The organism is Planotetraspora thailandica, from assembly GCF_016863335.1.
Lineage (GTDB): Bacteria > Actinomycetota > Actinomycetes > Streptosporangiales > Streptosporangiaceae > Planotetraspora > Planotetraspora thailandica.
Genome location: NZ_BOOR01000004.1, coordinates 225468 through 243936, shown reverse-complemented (window position 1 = coordinate 243936; position 18469 = coordinate 225468). Strand labels below are relative to the sequence as shown.

Annotated in this window: 13 protein-coding genes; 9 read left to right on the top strand and 4 right to left on the bottom strand. The window is 69.8% G+C overall.

Translation table 11 applies throughout. The annotated features are described in order from the left end of the window. The first annotated feature begins 12 nt into the window (after nucleotides 1-12). The 3 genes from Pth03_RS02065 (at nucleotide 13) to Pth03_RS02055 (ending at nucleotide 4410) form a co-directional block, all read left to right on the top strand. Nucleotides 13-387, top strand: coding sequence for a VOC family protein (locus Pth03_RS02065; RefSeq protein WP_203942338.1), 375 nt, complete (start codon nucleotides 13-15; stop codon nucleotides 385-387). 275 nt (nucleotides 388-662) lie between these two features. Beyond that, entirely contained in the window at nucleotides 663-1202 is a 540-nt protein-coding gene (locus Pth03_RS02060) for a DUF1062 domain-containing protein (protein WP_239118692.1), read from the top strand. Nucleotides 1203-1395: 193 nt separating this feature from the next. Next, on the top strand, nucleotides 1396-4410 hold the full coding sequence (locus Pth03_RS02055) for a GH92 family glycosyl hydrolase (protein WP_203942336.1): 3015 nt from the start codon (nucleotides 1396-1398) through the stop codon (nucleotides 4408-4410). Between the two features lie 134 nt (nucleotides 4411-4544). Here the strand turns inward: Pth03_RS02055 and Pth03_RS02050 are convergent, their stop codons facing one another. Beyond that, a complete protein-coding gene (locus tag Pth03_RS02050; RefSeq protein WP_203942335.1) occupies nucleotides 4545-7028 on the bottom strand; it encodes a tetratricopeptide repeat protein in 2484 nt (827 codons plus the stop codon). Between the two features lie 176 nt (nucleotides 7029-7204). Here Pth03_RS02050 and Pth03_RS02045 point away from each other — a divergent pair, with 176 nt between their 5' ends. The 4 genes from Pth03_RS02045 (at nucleotide 7205) to Pth03_RS02030 (ending at nucleotide 10735) form a co-directional block, all read left to right on the top strand. Further along, a complete protein-coding gene (locus Pth03_RS02045) occupies nucleotides 7205-7660 on the top strand; it encodes a carboxymuconolactone decarboxylase family protein (protein WP_203942334.1) in 456 nt (151 codons plus the stop codon). Nucleotides 7661-7820: 160 nt separating this feature from the next. Continuing rightward, on the top strand, nucleotides 7821-8282 hold the full coding sequence (locus Pth03_RS02040) for an iron chaperone (protein ID WP_203942333.1): 462 nt from the start codon (nucleotides 7821-7823) through the stop codon (nucleotides 8280-8282). Nucleotides 8283-8501: 219 nt separating this feature from the next. Next, entirely contained in the window at nucleotides 8502-9632 is a 1131-nt protein-coding gene (locus Pth03_RS02035) for a phosphotransferase family protein (RefSeq protein ID WP_203942332.1), read from the top strand. Between the two features lie 2 nt (nucleotides 9633-9634). Then, nucleotides 9635-10735 (top strand): Rv3169 family protein, encoded by a 1101-nt coding sequence (locus Pth03_RS02030; RefSeq protein WP_203942331.1) that lies wholly within the window; start codon nucleotides 9635-9637, stop codon nucleotides 10733-10735. A 13-nt stretch (nucleotides 10736-10748) separates the two neighbouring features. On the opposite strand, the gene Pth03_RS02025 is transcribed toward Pth03_RS02030, so the two are convergent. Further along, nucleotides 10749-11783, bottom strand: a complete 1035-nt coding sequence (locus tag Pth03_RS02025) for a helix-turn-helix domain-containing protein (protein WP_203942330.1) — start codon at nucleotides 11781-11783, stop codon at nucleotides 10749-10751. Between the two features lie 117 nt (nucleotides 11784-11900). On the opposite strand from Pth03_RS02025, the gene Pth03_RS02020 reads away from it, so the two are divergent. Continuing rightward, the gene (locus Pth03_RS02020) at nucleotides 11901-12797 is read left to right on the top strand and encodes an alpha/beta hydrolase (protein ID WP_203942329.1); all 897 of its coding nucleotides are present in this window, start codon (nucleotides 11901-11903) and stop codon (nucleotides 12795-12797) included. A 105-nt stretch (nucleotides 12798-12902) separates the two neighbouring features. Here Pth03_RS02020 and Pth03_RS02015 read toward each other — a convergent pair whose 3' ends face one another. Beyond that, nucleotides 12903-16190 (bottom strand): discoidin domain-containing protein, encoded by a 3288-nt coding sequence (locus Pth03_RS02015; RefSeq protein ID WP_203942328.1) that lies wholly within the window; start codon nucleotides 16188-16190, stop codon nucleotides 12903-12905. 489 nt (nucleotides 16191-16679) lie between these two features. Further along, a complete protein-coding gene (locus tag Pth03_RS02010) occupies nucleotides 16680-17564 on the bottom strand; it encodes a helix-turn-helix transcriptional regulator (protein WP_308442328.1) in 885 nt (294 codons plus the stop codon). Between the two features lie 55 nt (nucleotides 17565-17619). Here Pth03_RS02010 and Pth03_RS02005 point away from each other — a divergent pair, with 55 nt between their 5' ends. After that, nucleotides 17620-18420, top strand: coding sequence for an SDR family NAD(P)-dependent oxidoreductase (locus Pth03_RS02005; protein WP_203942327.1), 801 nt, complete (start codon nucleotides 17620-17622; stop codon nucleotides 18418-18420). Nucleotides 18421-18469: the final 49 nt, after the last annotated feature.

Below are 18469 nucleotides of genomic sequence, written 5' to 3'. Positions count from 1 at the left end.
AGTGTGCCGATCATGGCGAGTCGCATTTCCGAGCTGGTTGTCGATTGCCGGGATCCGCAACGGCTGGCGGCGTTCTGGTGCGAGGTGCTGGGCTTCATCGTGCTCGACACCGACGACGACGGAGCGGTGGAGATCGGACCACGGGAAGGGTTCGGCGGATTGCAGCCGACTCTGGTCTTCAGCCCCACTACCGAGCCCAAGGCGGGCAAGCTGCGGCTGCACATCGACGTCAACGCCACCGACCGCGATCAGGACGCCGAACTCGAACGCCTCCTGAAGCTCGGGGCGCGCCCGGTCGACATCGGCCAGACCGGCGAGGAGCCCTGGCACTGCCTGGCCGACCCCGAAGGCAACGAATTCTGCCTTCTGCAAGCCCGCCTGAGCTGAGCATCTGCCCGCACCGGCAAACGCCGATCCGCGACTGGTCGCGGTCGTCCCTGGCCATGGTGCATCCAAGCGACACCGCGAAAATGGGTGGATCTTGTGGATGGTGGTCGCCTAGCTTGGGTTCTCACCCCAACGTGAGGACTTCGCGCGCATGACGCCGCCTGCTCTTTAGACCTGACACTTCCTGCGCATCGGTCGCCGACGACGCCGTCGGCTCTGTTTTCCATGCTCTTCGTCAGGTCTTCAGAGAGATCATGTCTTCACATCCTCATATCGTGCTGCCCTGGGTGGTGCGGCGCACCCGCCTGCCTCTGCTCGCCCTCCGGTGCGTGGCCTGCCCTTCCGGCCGCGCCACCGTCGGCGACGGCAGATTCCGCGTCAACGCCAACGGCAAACTTCTCGACGTCTGGCTCCTGGTCAACTGCGTTTCCTGTGGCTGGACCAGCAAGCTCACCGTCCACGATCGCGTCCCGGTCCGTTCGCTGCCCGCTGACCTTCTGGCCGGCTACTCGGCCAACTCGCCTTCCCTCGTCGCGGATACCCTTCTCGACCCGTTGATCGCCCGGCGCAACCGGTTCGCGCTCGACTGGGACGGGGGCTGGGAACTCCACGCACCTCCCGTTCCCGAGGATCCGTGGCCCCTTCAGATCACGGTCACCTTCGACGATCCCGTGCCAGTCCGTCCCGATTGGCTCATCGCTCATGGACTGGGCATCAGCCGTAATGAGATCGCTCGCAGAGTCAAGATCGATATCCCGCTGAACCGCAGGACGAAACTGGATTTCTCATTCGTTTTGGTGTGGTCGGTTCAGTAGGTCCAGGTGTCGGTGCGACCGCCAAGGCAGAAAACGGCTGTTCCGTCTTCTGCCTTGGCCAGGTCGACGCGGGCGTTCTCGGCGGCCTTGGCGGTGTAGCCGCGGCGGAGAACGCGATGTTGTTGCCCGCGCTGATGGCCGTGCTTACGCAGGCGTTTACGTTTCAGTCAAAGCCGGCGGGTGAGATCACCGGGTGCCTTCTCTACGTACGTACCTTGCCACCGCGCTCGCCGGTGCGCTGTTCGGCACGGCCCTCGGTGCCGTGCCGGCGGCCGCCGACTCAGCGCCGGCCAAGGTTTCCGACCCCGTCCGCTATGTCGACCCGTTGATCGGTTCGGCCAACGGAGGCAACACCTACCCCGGCGCCGTCCGGCCGTACGGAATGATCTCCTGGAGCCCGACCAACACCGCGGGAGACCAGACGAACGCCGCCGGCGCCAACGGCTACGCCTACGGCACGCCGCGGGTTCGCGGGTTCGCGCTGACGCACGTCAACGGCGCGGGCTGCGCACCCGGGGCCGCGGGAGACATCCCGATCATGCCCTACGTCGGTGCCGTCACGTCCTCGCCGACGGCGGACACCCGCGACGCGGTCTACGCCAGCACCTTCAGCCACGCCAACGAGACGGCTCAGCCGGGTCGTTACACCGTCACGCTCGACTCCGGAGCCAAAGCCGACCTGTCGGCCACGACCCGCGCGGGCGTCGGCGAGTTCACCTTCCCCCAGGGCGCTCCCGCCAACCTGCTCTTCCGGGTGTCCAACTCGCTCAACGGCAGCGAGGACGCGGACATCACCATCGATCCGGCCGGCCGTACGGTGACCGGTTCGGTGCTGACCGGCGCCTTCTGCGGACGCCGCGCCAACGGCGGGGTGAACAACCGCAAGACCTACTACCGGCTGTATTTCGTCGCGTCGTTCGACCGTGACTTCGCCGGCAACGGCACCTGGGTCAACAGCGAGTTGCGGCCCGGCGCCACGACGGCGAGCGGCGGCGAGGGTTACGCGACGGGCGCGGACCGCGCGGGCCGCGGGTCGGGCGGATACGTCAGCTTCGACACGACCTCCGACGCCGACGTCCAGATGAAGGTCGGCATCTCCTACACGAGCCTGGACGCGGCCAAGGAGAACCTCAAGCACGAGATCAAGCGGAAGGACGACGTCGCCTCGGTGGCCGCCGACGCTCGCCGGGCCTGGAACGACCAACTCCGGTCGATCGAGGTCGCCGGCGGGTCCGACGATCAGCGCACGACCTTCTACACGGCGATGTACCACTCCTTCCTCGAGCCCAACGTCTCCAGCGACGTCGCCGGGACCTACCTCGGCTCCGACCAGAAGGTGCACCGGCTGGCCCACGGCCAGCGCGTGCAGTACGGCAACTTCTCCGGCTGGGACCAGTACCGTGCGCACACCCAGCTGCTGGCGCTGCTCGAGCCGAAGGTCGCCGGTGACTTCGCGCAGTCGCTGTACAACCTCGCGCAGCAGAACGGCGGCGTGTGGGACCGCTGGATCCACGTCAACGGCCCGACGCACGTGATGACGGGTGACCCGTCGGCCCCGACCCTCGCCGGGTTCTACGCGCTCGGCGTCCGCAACTTCGACGTGCGCGGCGCGTTCGACTCCCTCGTCCGGCAGGCAACTGTGCCGAACCCCGGGAACCCCTCCGACGCCGGATGCCCGGGGCAGTGCGAGGGACAGCGCCCCGGCCTGGCCGAATACCTGAAGCTCGGCTACGCGCCGCAGAACTCCTGCCACTGCTGGGGCGGCGCGGCGGAGACGCTGGAGAACTCGACGGCCGACTTCGCGCTCGCCGACTGGGCCAAGCGGCTCGGGAAGACCTCCGACTACGAGACCCTGATCCCGCGGGCGAGCTGGTGGCGCAACACCTTCAACCCCTCGGCCGCGAGCGATGGGGGATTCCAGCAGGCGCGCAACGCCGACGGCGGCTGGGTGTGGCCGTTCTCCACGACCTCGGAAACCGGGTTCGCCCAGGGCACCAGCGCGACCTACACGTGGATGGTCCAGCACGACGTGTCGGGGCTGGCCGCCGCCATGGGTGGCAAGCAGCGGGCCGCCGAGCGTCTCAACACGTTCTTCCACCGCCCGGACGGCTCGTGGGCGACCGGCGGGGACGGCTTCCGCTACGACCCGACCAACGAACCGGGCATCCACACGCCGTGGCTCTACAACGCGCTCGGGCAGCCCTGGAAGACCCAGGAAACCGTACGGGCTATGGCGTCGCTGGTGTACAAGACCGGCCCGGCCGGCCTGCCCGGCAACGACGACCTCGGCACGATGTCCGCGTGGTACGTGTTCGCCGCGCTCGGCATGTACCCGCAGACGCCCAGCCGCGCCGAGATGCTGCTGTCGAGTCCGATGTTCCCCAAGGCCTGGGTCAAGCGCGACGGCGGGCCGACCATCACGGTGACCGCGCCGCAGGCGTCGCCCGACAACATCTACGTGCAGAGCGTGCGGGTCGACGGCGAGACCTCCGACCGGTCCTGGCTGCCGGAGTCCGTGGTCAACAAGGGCGGTGACGTCGTCGTCAACGTCGGCGCGACGCCCAACACGGAATGGGGGACGCGCGCGGCCGACCTTCCTGTCGACCACGTGCCCACCGCCGACGTTCCCGTGCCGAACCTCCCGGGCCCGTGTGTCGCATCCGGGTCGTACTGCGCGCAGGTTCTGCAGTACGACGTGGACGGCGTGGCCACGGCGGACGCCAAGGCCCAGGGGAACCTGGACGGAAAGGGCTGGAGCTTCCCCGCGGAGCAACTGCCCGCTCCCGGCCTGCGGACCGTGGCCGGTCGCGACTACGTGATCCCCTCGACTGCGGGCACCGCGGGGAACTTCCTGAGCCTGCGCGGCCAGCGGGCCTATCTCACCCCGGGCCGGTACACCGCCGTAGACCTGCTCGTCACCGCCGTGAACGGCGACCAGCAGACCGACGTGACCATCACCTACGCGGACGGCACGACGTCGACCGCTCCGCTGAAGGTGACGGACTGGGCGAGCCCGTCGCCGCACTTCGGGGAGGAGACCGCGGTCACGGCCGACACGCGTTACAACGTCAACGGCACCGCCGACGGCCGGGCCGTACGCATCTGGCATGTCACCCTGCCGGTCGACGCGAACCGTGAGGCCGTGTCGCTCACGAGCACCGCGACCGCCAACCTCAAGGTGTTCGCCCTCAGCACCACCCGCGCCTGAGGGTTTTCAAAGACGACCAGCACGCCGGGGGCGGTCCCGTCCCCGGCGCGCGCCGTTCCCGAACCGAGCGTCCGCGGCTCAGGGGGCGTCGGCGAACGCAGACCAGGCATGCTCCGCGGGAGCGGCCGGTCATCTCAGGCCCCTGATTCGAGCTCCTGCCGGATGGCCTGCCCCGCCGCGCGGTGCTCGGCGGCGGCAGCCGGGTCGGTCTCGTCGAGCACGGCCGCGATCCCTTCGTGGGCCAGCGCCTCCTTGTGCCGGTAGCCCACCTTCGGGGCCAGCTCGAGTGCCTGACGGTGCAGGCGCAAGGCCTCGTCGGGCAGGCCGGCCAGCCGGCAGGTCTCGCCGTAGCCGTTGAGGAAGTGAATCTTCCAGTGCTCCTCGAACAGCTCATCCAGGAGTGCGAACGCCTGCCGGTGGCTGGCCAGTGCCTCCTCGTACCGGCCCATCTGGCGCAGCGCGACGCCCAGGCAGTTGAGACACCACGCCTCGTTGTGTTTGTGCCCGTCCTCGCGGGCGAGTTCCAGGGCGTGCTGCAGGTGCTCTGCGGCCTCGTCGGATCGTTCGGGGACGATGGCCATGCCAAGGGTGATCCGGGCGGTCAGGGCGGCCGGCCATGCGGGGTCGGTGTGCGGGATGTTCAGCGCCTCGCGGGCCAGCCGCGCCGCCTCCTCGCGGTGTCCCAGCTGCAGCATCGCCCAGGCCTCGTACGCGGTCGCATGACCCGTGCCCATCGGGGAGCCGGCGTCCGCGTAGAGCTTCCCCGCCAGCCGGAAGAGATGGAGTGGTTCGTCGACGTAGCCCTCGTCCCACCTCAGGTAGCCGCGGCGCATGGTCAGTTCGGCCTCCGACCAGGTGTCCCCTGTCTGGGACACCAGCGGCGCCGCCGCCTCGTACGCGGCTCCTGCCTCCGCCAGCCGGCCCGCGTTGTAGCGTGCGAAGCCGAGATCGCTGTGCGCCTCAGCCAGTTGCAGCGGATCGCCCAAGCGCTGCGCGGCGACCAGTGACCGCTCGAACAGGACGTTGAGATGCGTCGTGCCACAGCGCCGCGCGAAGAACGCCCGCATGAAGCGCGGCAGCTCACACACGTGCACGTCGGCTCCGGCTGCGGCGGCCGTCTCGAAGACCGCCATCAGGTTGGTGTACTCCGTGGCGAACCAGTAGAGGGCCGCGTGCTTGTCGGTGAACCGCGGCAGCTCAGCCGGAGGCCGGCCCGCGGAGACCGCCCGGCTGGGGGACAGGTACGACATCGCGGCGTCACCGGCCGCCGCCGCGTGCACGTAGTAGTCGAGCACCCGGCCCAGCGCCTGCTCACGCTCCGCCGGTGAATCCTGCTCGGTGGCGGCCCGGCGCGCGTGCTGGTGAACCAGGTCGTGCAACCGGTAGCGGCCGCCCGCCGGCTGCTGCACCAGGTGCGCGTCGAGCAGGTCCTCCAGCATCGCCCGGGCGCTGCGCAGCGGCACACCCGCCAGTGCCGCCGCCACGTACTCGTCGAAGGTCGAGCCGGGCAGCAGGCCCAGCAGCCGGAAGAAGCGGCGCTGGGCCCGGTCCAGCTGCCGTACGGACATGGCGAACGCGGTGTCGAACTCGGTGGCGCCCTCCGCCAGCCGCTCGACGAGGATGCCCACGGTCCAGCCCGGCCGATGCCGCAGCCGGGCCGCGGCCAGCCGCAGGGCCAGCGGCAGATGGCCGCACAGCCGTACCACCTCGGCGGCGGACTCCGGGTCGCGGGCCAGCCGGCTGTCGGGCCCACCGGGGTCGCCGCTGGCGCGGGCCAGCAGCTCGGCGCTCTCCTGCGGGGTCAGCACGTCCAGCGACACCGGGGGCACCTCCTCCAGACCCAGCAGCCGGTTGCGGCTGGTGATCAGGGCCACGGAAGGTCCGGCGCCGGGCAGCAGCGGGCGGACCTGTTCGGCGTCGGCGGCGTTGTCCAGGACCACGACTGCCCGCCGGTGGGCCAGTTCCGACCGCCAGCAGGCGGCCAGCGGCTCGATGCCGCCCTCCTGCGGGACCTTTTCCGAGGGGACGTCGAGGGCGGCGAGCAAGGCCCGCAGCGCGGGATCGGGATCGAGCGGTTCCCGGCCGGCGGTGAACCCGTGCAGGTCCAGATAGAGCTGAGCGTCGGGGTAGTCGGCGGCGAGCCGGTGCGCGGCGTGCACCGCCAGACAGGTCTTGCCGACGCCCGCCATGCCGTCGACGGCGACCACCCGGCTGCTGTCCACACCGGCGAGCACGGCGGCGAGTTGGGCTTCGCGTCCGGTGAAGTCGGGCACGTCGCGGGGCAGATCGTTGCGGGGCGGGCGGGGAGCTCCCGCGGGCGGCGACGGGGGCTGGACCTGGCGGCTGGCCTTCGGGGGCGCCGGCAGGGGGTTCGAGGCCCGTTCCCACAGCGGGCGCAGCGGGCGGGGGTCGCGCTTGAGAAGGCGGCAGAGCGCGACCACCACGGGCCAGGGCGGCACCGTCTGGCCACTGAGGTAGCGCGACAGCGACGACGAACTGAGACCCGTGTCCCGCGCGAGGGCCCGCACGCCGCGTCCGGACACCTCCTGGAGCAGGCGCAGCCGGGCGGCCAGTTCGTCTTGGGGGTCCGCCTTCGTCGTCCGCTGTTGCGCCGCCACCGTGTCCTGCCTCTCTGTCCCGTCGCAGCGGAACCTTACTGGGACGAATCGCCGCAGGACAAAGCCGTTTCAACTGTCCCACGGTGTCCCACCGCCGTCGCCGTGGCAAGCCCGTCCGGCTGTCATGGAGTCACGCCCCGAGAGACGGGGCGCCGACCCGGAAGTGGAGAACCACGATGCAGTCCCGTATGCAGAACCCGGCCCTCATCCTGCCCGGCGCGATGCAGCCCATCCAGGAGCTGCTCAAGGCCGTCCACGCCGGTGGCGTGGACGCTCAGACGCTGGAGCTGGTGCATCTGCGAGTCAGCCAGATCAACGGCTGCAGTGTCTGCGTCGACGCGGGCACCAAGACCGCGCGTAAGGCCGGAGTGAGCGACGAGCGGCTGGCCACGGTCGCCGCCTGGCGGGAGACCCCGTACTTCACCGAGGAGGAGCGGGCGGCGCTCGAGCTGGCCGAGGCCGCAACACGCCTGGCGGACCGTGCCGCCGCGGTGAGCGACGAGGTCTGGGACAGGGCTGCGACCTATTTCGACGAGAAGCAGCTGGCGGCGATCGTTCTGATCATCGGCGTCACCAACCTGTTCAACCGGCTCAACGCCACGACCCGGCAGATCGCCGGCGCGTGGGGCTGAGCGGTGCGCGGTTCCGGGGCGGCGTGCTCGAACCCGTGGCCCCGGACCGCCCGCTCGAACCTTCTCGGCGAAACCAGAGAAGCCGGAGAAACCGCTACAGCGGCCGCCTTCGCATGAAGGTCGTCCCTGCCAAGATCCGCAGACAAGGAGCATTCCCACCATGAAAGAAACGCAGAACACCGCAGCCGGCAAGACGTTCGACGGATTCACCGACGAAGAACGAGCCGCGATGAAGGAGCACGCCCAGGAGCTGAAGACGGCCGCACGCCGCGGCTCGCGCGCGACCAGATCCGACGGGGAACGCGACGTGCTCGAGAAGATCGCCGAGATGGCGGAAGAGGACCGGGTCATCGCCGAGCGGCTCCACGCCATCATCAAGGTGAGCGCGCCGGCCCTGTCGCCGAAGCTCTGGTACGGGATGCCCGCCTACGCCAAGGACGGCAAGGTCGTCTGCTTCTTCCAGAGCGCGGCGAAGTTCAAGGCGAGGTACGCGACCCTCGGCTTCAACGACCCGGCGAACCTCGACGACGGCACCATGTGGCCGACCGCGTTCGCGCTGACGGAGTTGACCGCCGACGACGAGGCGAGGATCGGCGCACTCGTGAAGCAAGCGGCGAGCTGAGGCCCGCACGGGGATGCGCCGGGTGACGCGTTGCGGCCGGCCCCGGTCAGGATGACCGCGAACGGGATGCCGGCCGCCCCGGTGATCAGGTGACGCCTGCCGCCGGCGCGCGGTAATTCGGCGCTTTTTCCCTCGCCGCCCGCGGTGTACCGTAATCGGCAGTCTAGAACTTGTTCTACCGGAGTTTCCGCAGAATTCAGATGCGCCCGGAGGAGTTCGATGGACCGCCGACCGGCAGAGATGAGAATGCGGCGCTCTGGCCGCGACCCCCGTGCTTTTCCCGCCCGTCTCGCCGAGTGGCTGGCGACCGTCCTTCCCCCCGGCTCCGCGAATCCCGCCGTCGTGGTGCACGACGGGGCCGACGCCAACGGCCTGTCATCGGAGACGCTGTTCCTCGACGTCACCTGGACCGAGAACGGCCGGCACAGGACCGGCCGTTTCGTCGCGCGCGTGGCTCCGGCGCCGGAAGACGTTCCCGTGTTTCCCGAATACGCCCTTCAGGACCAGTACGACGCCATACGGCTGGTCGGCGAGTTGACCGACGTACCCGTGCCGCCGGTGCGGTGGATGGAGCCCACGGGTGAGGTGATCGGCAGTCCGTTCTTCCTGATGGACCGGGTCGAGGGCGTCGTCCCGCCCGACGTGCTGCCGTACAACTTCGGCGGCAACTGGCTCTTCGACGCCTCGCCCGAGGAGCAACGCCGCCTGCAGGACCTCACGGTCGAGACGATCGCCAAGCTGCACGCCATCCACGACGCATCTTCGACCTTCGGGTTCCTCACCCCGCGCGAGGGGACGGAGGGCGACAGCCTGCTCGCGCGGAACCTGGCGCGCACGCGCGCGTGGTACGACTTCGCGACGACCGACCTGGGCCGTTCGCCGCTCGTCGAGCGCGGCCTGGCCTGGCTCACGGCGAACGTGCCGGAGACCCGCGAGACGGTCCTCAGCTGGGGCGACTCCCGGATCGGCAACATCCTCTACCGAGACTTCGCGCCGGTCGCCGTGCTCGACTGGGAGATGGCCGCGATCGGTCCCCGTGAGCTCGACGTCTCATGGATGATCTTCGCCCACCAGGTCTTCGAGTCGATCACCACGGTGATGGCGATGCCGGGCATGCCGCATTTCCTCCGCGAAGAGGACGCGAAGGCGACCTACGAGAAACTCACCGGTGTCGCCTTGGGCGATCTGCGGTGGTATCACGTGTACAACGGCGTGCGATGGTGCATCGTGTTCATGCGGACCGGCGCGCGGCAGATCCATTTCGGTGAGATCGAGCGTCCCGGCGACATCGAGACTCTGATGCATTCCCGGCCATTGCTCGCAAGGCTCCTCGACGAGGTAGGTGCGTAGACATGGTCGGTCCGCTCGACGAGTACCCCATCCATCAGGCGCAGCTGCCGGTCACCTGGGCGGCGACCAGTGACCGCAACTTCTACGACCGCTGCTACTTCAACGCCCACGACCGTACGGGCGACATCTTCCTGATCACCGGGATGGGCTGGTATCCGAACCTCGGCACCAAGGACGCCTTCGTGCTGGTCCGCCGGGGCGGCACGCAGACGGCGGTCCACCTCGGCGACGCGATCGACGACGACCGGCTGAACCAGCGGGTGGGCGGCTACCGCGTCGAGGTCGTCGAGCCGCTCCAGAAGCTGCGCGTCGTCATGGACGAGACCGAGGGCATCGCGCTCGACATGACGTGGGAGGGCTCGTTCCCCGTCGTCCAGGAGCAGCCGCACGTCATGCGCTCCGGCAGCCGCGTCACCCTCGACGCGCAGCGTTTCGCCCAGGTCGGCACGTGGTCCGGTTCCGTCGTCATCGACGGCGAGGAGATCGCGGTGACGCCCGACCGCTGGGTCGGCACCCGCGACCGCTCGTGGGGCATCCGCCCGGTGGGTGAGCCAGAGCCGGCCGGACGGCCTTCGGACCCGCCGTTCGAGGGCATGTGGTGGCTCTACATGCCGCTGCGGTTCGACGACTACGCCGTCGTCCTGATCCTCCAGGAGAACCCGGACGGCTTCCGCACCCTCAACGACTGCACCCGCGTGTGGCGCGACGGCCGGGTCGAGCAGCTCGGCTGGCCCCAGGTGACCATCTCGTACGCGTCCGGCACCCGGATCCCCACCGGCGCGCTGATCCGCTGCACCGGGTCGGAGGGCAAGCCCGTCGTGCTGGAGGTCGAGTCGCTGCTGCCGGTGGCGCTGCACATCGGCGCCGGCTACGGCAGCGATCCCGACTGGTCCCACGGCGTGTGGAAGGGCCCGGGCTTCACCGAACGCGTCACGTACGACCTGGAGTCCCCGGAGGTCGCGGGCCGGATGATGTTCGGCATCGTCGACCACGTCGGCCGCGCCACCTGCGAAGGGGCCGTGGGCCACGGGCTCTTCGAGCACGGCGCCATCGGCCGCCACGACCCGAGCGGCTTCACCGACTGGTTCACCCTCGCCCCGTGACCCGCCATGCGCGTCAGTGGTCGAGTAGCCGCCATGCGGTGAGGGCGATCCTGGCCCGTGTCACTCCGGTGGGCTCGGTGAGTTCGATGCCGAGTGTCCTTCCGAGGTGTTCCAGCCGGCGGGCGACGCTGCTGTGGTGGAGGTGGAGAAGGTCGGCGGCCTGCCGTAGGGAGCCGGTGGCGCAGTAGGCGTCCAGAGTCTCCAGGTCTTCCGGGTTGCCTGCCATTCGGGCGATCGCGGCCACGTCGGCGTTGTCTCGCACGGCGTCCTGGGGCACCTGTGCGAGCAGCGCCATCGCGCCGAGGCTGTCGTAGTGGACGACCGGCCGGCGTGGGGTGGTGAAGCGGAGGGCGGTGCGGGCTTGATGCCAGGACACGTCGGGGCCTGCGTCGGCGCCGATGCCCGCGCGGACACCCGCTGGGAATCGGGCCGGGTCCACGGTGGTGGCCAGGATGACGCCCGCGCCGGCGAGCGGCGCCGCCTTGACCGGACGGCCCGGGCAGACCAGGCCGCCGACCTGGTCGAGTGGAATCTCCGACCGTACGGCGAGGACGCGGACCGGCAGGTCGGCGGCGAAACCCAGGAGCCGCAACGCCCGGGCTCTGGCCGCCTCATCGCTGTCGGAGCTGATCACCAGTTCGACCAGGGCGGGATCAGCCATGGTGGTGCGGGCCGGGCCGTACCTCTCGACGACCGCCGCGACGGCGATGGCGAGCCGGTCCAGCAGCACCTCGTCGAGGGGTCCGGCCGGGCCAGAACGTTCCAGCCACACCGTGCCGATCTCCTCCTCATCCAGAATGATCGGTGCCGTGGTGGACGCGGGTGCCGGTGGAGTGGACGACTGCCTGCCGTCAGGCCCCATGCGGATCGCCCGCCCCGTGCCGGACAGCCGGATCCCGGCCACGCACTCGGCCAGGCCCGCCGAGGCCCGGGCGAGCGCCGGGAGATCCACCCGCCGGCGCATCAGCGTGTCGTAGAACGCGACGACACGGATCGCGCCTTCGACGTGGGAGTCCAGGTGCGACAGCCGCGCGGCCAGTGCCTCCATGGCAGGAGGATAGGTGGCTCTTCGGCCGGAAGACAGCGCCGATCGGTGCATGATCTGGGCGAAATGCCCGACAGATGGCGGATAGTCTCCGGAGCGGCAACCGTGAGTATGGCTGACATGGATCCCGAACTGGAAGCCTTCATTCCACTGTTCCCCCGCGCCGACCTGAGCGACCCGGTCACCGCGCGCAAGAATCTCGCCGAGTTGGCCGCCGCGGTGCCGGCACCGGATATCTCCGACATGGAGATCGAGGACCGCACGGTGCCGGCCGATCCGGACGTGGCGGTACGGATCTATCGTCCGCACCTCGCACAAGGCGCCGTCATCTGGCTGCACGGCGGCGGGTTCGTCATGGGCGACCTGAACACCGAGCACCCGTGGGCCGCCCGGCTGGCGGACGCCTCGGGCGCGGTGGTGATCTCGGTGGCCTACCGGCTGGCCCCCGAGCATCCGTTCCCGGCCCCCCTCGACGACGCCTACGCCGTACTGGCCTGGACGGCCGAGCACGCGGCCGAGCTTGGCATCGACCCGGAGCGGATCGCGGTCGGAGGTCACAGCGCCGGCGGAAACCTCGCGGCCGCGGTGGCGTTGCGGGCGCGTGACCGGCAGGGGCCGCCGATCCGCTTCCAACTGCTCAACCAGCCCGGGCTCGACGACCGGCAGGAGACGTGGTCGGCGCGGCACTTCACCGACACGCCCTGGATGAATCGCGACAAAGTCACCTCAGCGTGGCGGCACTACCTGGGTTCCGCGCCTGCCTCGCCGCACGCCGCCCCGGCGCGGGCCGCCGATCTGTCCGGCCTGCCACCCGCCTACGTCGCCACTGCGGAGTTCTGCCCGAACCGCGACGAGGGCATCGACTACGCGCTGCGCATGCTGCAGGCGGGCGTGCCGGTCGAACTGCACCAGTGGCCCGGCACCTTCCACGGGTCGCAGGCGATCCTGTCCGCCGAGGTGTCGCAGCGGCAGATCGCCGAACTCGCCGCCGTCCTGCGCCGCGCGCTGGCCGAATGACGTCGTCGCGCGCCTGGCCCTCCCGATCGCCTGATCGGCCCGCGTCGTAGGCGCCCCGGTGCTGGGGCCGAGTGTCGGCTCGGCCCCAGCACCGGTCTCGCTACATCACAGGTTGGTGCACTGACCCTGCTTGGGGCCGGTGACGGTGTTCGGGCTGCCGTTGTCGACCGGGGCCGGTTCGTTGCCCGAGCAGTTCAACGGCCCGGTGATCTTGTTGCCGGAGATCACGCTGGTTCCTCTGGTGTTGGTGACCGACACCGGGCCGGCCACCGTGTTGACGGCGCACCGCCGGGCCGGGTCGCCGATGGTGACCGACGCGGCACCGTTGACGTTCACCGGGCCGGCCACCTCTGTGTCACAGAGGCTCACCACGCCGGCACCCGAGGCGTCCACCGGTCCGACGACCTTCGCGCCGGCGGTGGTCCGCAGGCCTGCGCCCGCCCGGACGATCACCGGCCCGGTCTGCGTGGCACCGTCGAGGCACAGCACGCCCGAGGAGACGACCAGTGGCCCGGTGCGGTTCGTGGTCTGGATGCTCGTGCACGCCGGCTCGGTGGTCGAGAAGTAGTAGGTGTTCCCCGCCTTCGTGTCGAACTCGAGAAAGCCGTCGTGGACGGTCACCGCGGTGAAGTGGCCCTTGCCGTCGGTCACCGTGACCGCTGAGGTCGGCCACGGGTTCTTCAGCTTCAGGTCGCCGCCGGCCTTGCTCGTGATCTCCAGCGAGTGCACCACACCCCCCGTTTGCGCGGCGGACACCTCAAACGCGCCCTTCGCCAGGAGGCGGTGGAAGCTCGCGTCGCGGTTCGCCGGCCAATCGGGGAAGACCGCCAGTTTCTCGCCGTCGCCGTACAGGAGCATGCTGTTGATCCCCTCGGTGGCGGCCGCCTTCTCGATGCCGTGGAAGCCGTCGGCCACGGCGAGGTTGGGGGCGAGGCCGATGTTGCCGCTCAGCTGCGCCTTGAGCCGTGCGATGAGGGTCTCCGGGTCGTAACCGACGCGGGCGGCCTGGGCGAACACCTTCGCGAAGGCGTTGAGCTGGCCCCAGGAGTTCATCTGCTGCACGGACGCCTGGCCCCGTGCGAGGTCCGCCGGTGACGAGAAGACGTCGATCTCGTCTCCGGGCTGGACGACCTCGAGGTTCACGGTGTTGTCGCCGGAGCGGAAGTTCGGGCCGGGCTGCCCGTTCTCCCCGATCATCGTGCCGTCGTCGGCGAGCGTGTAGACCGAGGCGCCGTTGCGCGTCGTGGTCGGCGTGGGCGCGAGCCGGTTGAGCATGTCCTCCCAGACCGCCCGCTGGTCGGGGTCCTCGTTGAGGAGCTTGCTCGCTTCGACGAGGGTCTTGAGCGTGGTCCGCAGGAACGGGACGTCGGGGCTGGAATTGCGGCCCCAGGTGTTCTCGTGCGGTCCGGCCCAGAGGTTGAGCTGCCCACCGGGAACGCCGCCGTCGTCGAGCCAGTCCTCGAAGAAGGCGGCGACCTCCTTGAGGTACGGGTAGGCCTCGTTCTGCAGGAATGCCTTGTCCTGGGTGTACTTCCAGTAGTCGACGTAGAGCATGGCGTTGAACAACCCGTTGCTCGTCTGCTGCAGGTACGAGCCGGGGAACTGACTGCTTCCCTGCCCGCCGCTCGTGCTGCCCCATGGCCCGATGCCGACGGGGAACAGGACGCCGTCCGCACCGCCCGCGAGATCGGGCCGGGTCGCGACGTAGTCGGGCTTGATCCGGGACACGTCGTTCTTGGCGCGGGCCTTCGCCGCCGGCACGTAGTCCTCGACCACCTGGTAGTACGGCAGGGACAGTTCCGGCCTGTTGCTGGAGTACACGCCGTAGAAGGGCGCCTGCGCGTTGTAGTTGAGGTGGTAGTCGCCGGAGAACATCGGCTGGTCGGTGGTGAACCAGATCCCGTACAACGCCGGCGCGAGCTTCCCGGGCCGCGAGGCGGAGCCGATCTCGTACTGCGCGCCGTAGTAGTACCGCTCGAGGAGAGGATCACCCAACTCGACCCACGACTGAAGCCAGTACGCCTTCCACCAGTCCGCCTTGCGCTGCGCGAGCTCCGCGAGGGATGCCGTGGTCTGGCCGGTGATGAGGTCCTGGGCGGTCGCAAGCGTGTTGGTGGGGTTCCGGCCGCCTCCGCCCACGCCCGTGACGATCTGCACGGTGGTGCCGGGCTCAAGCCGGAACGTCGCCTTCGCCGTCGCCGAGGTAGAGGTGTTCGTCGCGGCCGGCTTCTGCAGTTCGGCGCCGATCACCCTCGTCGCAAGCGTTGCCCGGGACACCCACCTCGCCGTCGGGATGTTCTGGGTCTCCCTGGTCGCCCACAGCGTCGAACCTTCGACCCCGGAGGTCTCGGTGTAGCCGCCGTTCGCACTGCCGGCACCCGACCAGGTCGAAAGCTGCAGATCAACCGGGTCGGTCGCGTGTGAGGTCAGCTCCGTCACGACGACGTTGCTGTCGCTGCCCTGCCAGGTGTGCATGGTCAGGTGCGCGTCGTCCATGAGCATGTCGGTGTCGATCGACGGGTCAAGAATGTTCTGCCGCTCGTGGAAGGGCGGCGCAGGAGGAGGAGTTGTCGCGTTGGGGTCGGCGTACACCTCGATCTGGCCGAGGCGTGCCCGCGGGTTCTGGGTCGAGTCGGACGTCGACTCCTGTGTCGGCTGCACGTAGTAGACGCGAACCCAGCGCGCCGACACCGGCGTGAAGCTGATGTCCGTGGTGCTCGCCGTGTTGTTCGTGTAGGACGTCAGCGTCGTCCACCCCGGAGCGTTCGGATCCGTGCCAGGGGCGGTCGTGTCGTTGCTGTACTGGATCGAGAACACCTTGGGCGTGTTGGCGTCCTGACCCTGACGTGCGGCGGCGTCGTGCCGAAGCACGATGCGCCCGACCGTCGTCGAGGCGCCGAGGTCGAGGCGGAACCACTGCGGCTTGCCGACGTCGGAGAACCAGCCCTCGAATCCCGAATTGGGCGTCCACTCGCCGTTCACCGCGCGGCTCGCGTTGCTGGAGTTGGTCGACACGGCCACCGGCTTGTTCAGCGCCAGATTGAGTGACGTCTCCACAGGCGCGACCGCCTGCAGCGTGACGCCGCCGAGTCCGGCCGTCTGGATCGAGGAGCCGCCGTTCCAGAAGTCGCCTTTGGAGATGACGAAGGTCTTGACCCCGCGGGAGCCGGCGGAGCTCACGCCGACGTCACCGTTGCCGAGATAGGCCGTGTTCGGCATCGTCTGGCTGATCGCACCGGGGTAGTTCTCGTTGTTCCAGTCACCGGTGATTCCGGCGAGTTTCTGCGACAGGGTGGCCCATTCGTTCGGCGGCAATTCGGCCAGTGCCGGGGCAGCGGTCGTAACGACGACGGCACTCGCTGCCGCGAGGGTCGTGGCGGCGGTCAACAGCACGGTTCGTCGAATGAATGCCCGGACCGGGGCACGTGACGTCCTCATGAGCTTCTTTCTTTGCGGAGAGGGGCTGTCTCGGACAGAGGTCTGGCTGCACTGATCGACGCCGGCACCAGTCGAGGGACTCCGACACGGGCGGAGCACTGAGATAACGTTATCTCGACGGGCCGCAATTGATCATGGCAGCAGCATCCACGGCGGCCCGCGCGGAGCGTGGACCACCGGCAAGAGGAGCGACGATTGGGGAACCACCTGCGGCGACCTCCGGCGAACGTTCCTGTGCATCACGCACGCGCTCCTCATCCGAGGGGAGATGTCAGCAAGCGGGACCGCAGTACGCGGCGAAACATCCGAGCTATCAACCCGGATTTTCGGAAGTTAGCCCCGTCGTTCCGCCCAAGTCAAGAGCTAACGGGAGCGATACACCCGATGTCTGATGCCGCAACCTGGTGGCCGATCGCTTGCAGCAGATCGGCGGCCCGGCGCGGATCAGCCGGGCACATCCATGCGCTGGGTGCCGACGACCGACAGCAGCCGCAGCGCCTCCTCCGACGGTGAGCCGGGGGCGGCGGTGTAGATCACGACCCGCTGGTCCCTGTCGGTGATGTCGAGGACGTCGCAGTTGACGGTGATCAGGCCGACCAGCGGATGCTGGAAGGTCTTGCTGAGGGTGGGCTCGGCGCTCACGTCGTGGGAGGCCCATAGGCGGGCGAACTCCTCGCTGCCGGCGAGGAGTTCCCTCACCAGCTCAGCCACCTCGGGATCGTCGGGGTAACGGGCGGCGGCGGCGCGCAGGTCCTGGGCCGCGCTGCGTGCGAACTCGTCCGCGTCCGACACCCCGTACAACCGGCCTCCCTGCCGGTGCGGCCCGAGGAAGACACGGCGCACAAGATTGCGGTCGCGCCGCGACAGGGCGGAGAAGTCCTCCATGAGGGCCGTCGCCAGATCATTCCAGGCGATCACCTCGCACGTCGCGGACGTCACGATCGCGGCGGCCTGCGGCAATCGGTACAGCAGGTCGAGAATGCTCTGCCGTACCTCGCGTGAGGGCCCGGGCGGAGGACCCGGCGGGGCGCCGGCGAGGTGGTGGAGGTGGTCGCGCTCGGCGTCCGACAGGCGCAGGGCCCTGGCCAGCCCGGCCAGCACCTCCCGCGACGGGCGCGGGCCGCGGGCCTGCTCCAGCCGCGTGTAGTACTCGGTCGAAATGAACGCCAGCTGCGCCGCCTCCTCGCGGCGCAGTCCCGGGGTGCGGCGGCGCGGACCGGCAGGCAGCCCCACGTCGGCGGGGGTGATCCGCTCACGCCTGCTGCGCAGGAAGGCCGCCAGTTCTCGTCTGTCCACACCCCAGTATGCGCAGGTAGTGACCGAGTTCATCCAGGTACCGCCGGTGCCTGGATGGGCTCGGCGGACCGGCGGCAGGCTCCGTGCCATGGACAACACACCAACCACCGACACATCCACCCCCGCCGCCCTGGGCCTGCTGGCCGGCAAGGTCGCCTTCATCACCGGTGCCGGTCGCGGTATCGGCGCCGCCGCCGCGCGGCTGTTCGCCCGGGAGGGCGCCCGGGTGCTGCTCGCGGCCCGGACGGAATCCCAACTGAAGGCGGTCACTGAGGAGGTCCGGGCAGCGGGCGGCATCGCGGACTACGTGGTGTGCGATCTGGCCGACGCGGCCAGCGTGCGCGCCGCCGCCGACCGCGCCGTGGAGCTGTACGGCCGGCTCGACGTCGCCTTCAACAACGGCGCGACGATCGTGCCGCCCGGCCCCATGGACCAGGTGCGGGAGGCCGACTTCGACCACATCTACGCCGTGAATCTCAGGGGCCCGTGGCTGGCCATGGTCGCCGAGGTCGCCGCCATCCGGGCGACCGCCGGGACGGGGGCCATCGTCAACAACTCCAGCGTCGGCAGTCTGATGGGCAATCCTGAGCTGCCCGCCTACGGTGCGATGAAGCGGGCGGTCAACAGCCTCACCGAGTCGGCCGCCGTCACCTACGGCCCGGAAGGCATCCGCGTCAACGCGATCGCCCCCGGCACCACGCTGACCGAGATGATCCGTGCGTGGGAGGCGGACTCGCCCGGTCTCGTCGAGCGGCTCGAGGCGCACACCCCGCTGCGCCGTGCGGCCGACCCCGACGAGATCGCCCAGGCCGCCGCCTGGCTCCTCAGCGACCGTTCCTCCTACGTGACCGGCACGGTCCTCCGGGTCGACGGCGGCGCAGGGGCCTGAGCCGAAGATGCCGCCGCGTCATCGTCGCCTTGTCAGGGGGCGGCAGCCT